Here is a 636-nt window from a genome sequence, read left to right on the forward strand (position 1 = left end):
CGTTTCCGGCTTGGAAGCCTCGGGAGGTGTGACCCCATAGGCTTCCAGCAGGAAGCGCGACACGGCGGCAGGCTTGCCGTGATTGGAGGCTGGCGAGGTGATGTACAGCAGCTCCTTCGCCCGGGTGACGGCCACGTAAGCGAGACGGCGCTCCTCCTCGAGAGCCGCATCGTTATCCACGGCCGCTGTAGGCGCTGCGCCTGCCCGCCGATCCTCCGGCAGCTCACTGTGCAGCGCCGAGCTGTGCGGCAGGATGCCTTCGCTTGCCCCGATCCAGTAGACGCAAGGGAACTCCAGTCCCTTGGCGCGGTGGATCGTCATGAGCCGAACGGCATCGCTGTCTTCCTCTCTGCGCAGCGATTCCATCTGGCGGTGACGCTCGGAAAGCTCGTCCGCAAAGCTGACGAACGCCTCCACCGTGTCAAACCGCTTCGCCGCAGTCTCCAGCTCCTCCAGGCTTTCCTGCATCGTTTCCTTATAATGAGTCCACGCGCCTGTATCTCCGCTTTCCAAATATTTGTCATAAAAAACGCGGCGCATTTCTTGAATGGCATAGGCCGGTTTCATGGTCGATAGGCTGCGAATCAGACGGATACGCTCTTTTACTTGTTCACGCTGAAAATCACGCAGCCGATC

General features: G+C 60.2%; 1 protein-coding gene. It reads right to left on the reverse strand.

The annotated features are described in order from the left end of the window. Nucleotides 1–636 (reverse strand): 3'-5' exonuclease (locus tag WG8_RS27800; protein ID WP_007428599.1); only part of this gene is annotated, 636 nt, incomplete at both ends.

This window comes from Paenibacillus sp. Aloe-11 (assembly GCF_000245715.1).
GTDB classification, from domain to species: Bacteria; Bacillota; Bacilli; order Paenibacillales; family Paenibacillaceae; genus Paenibacillus; species Paenibacillus kribbensis.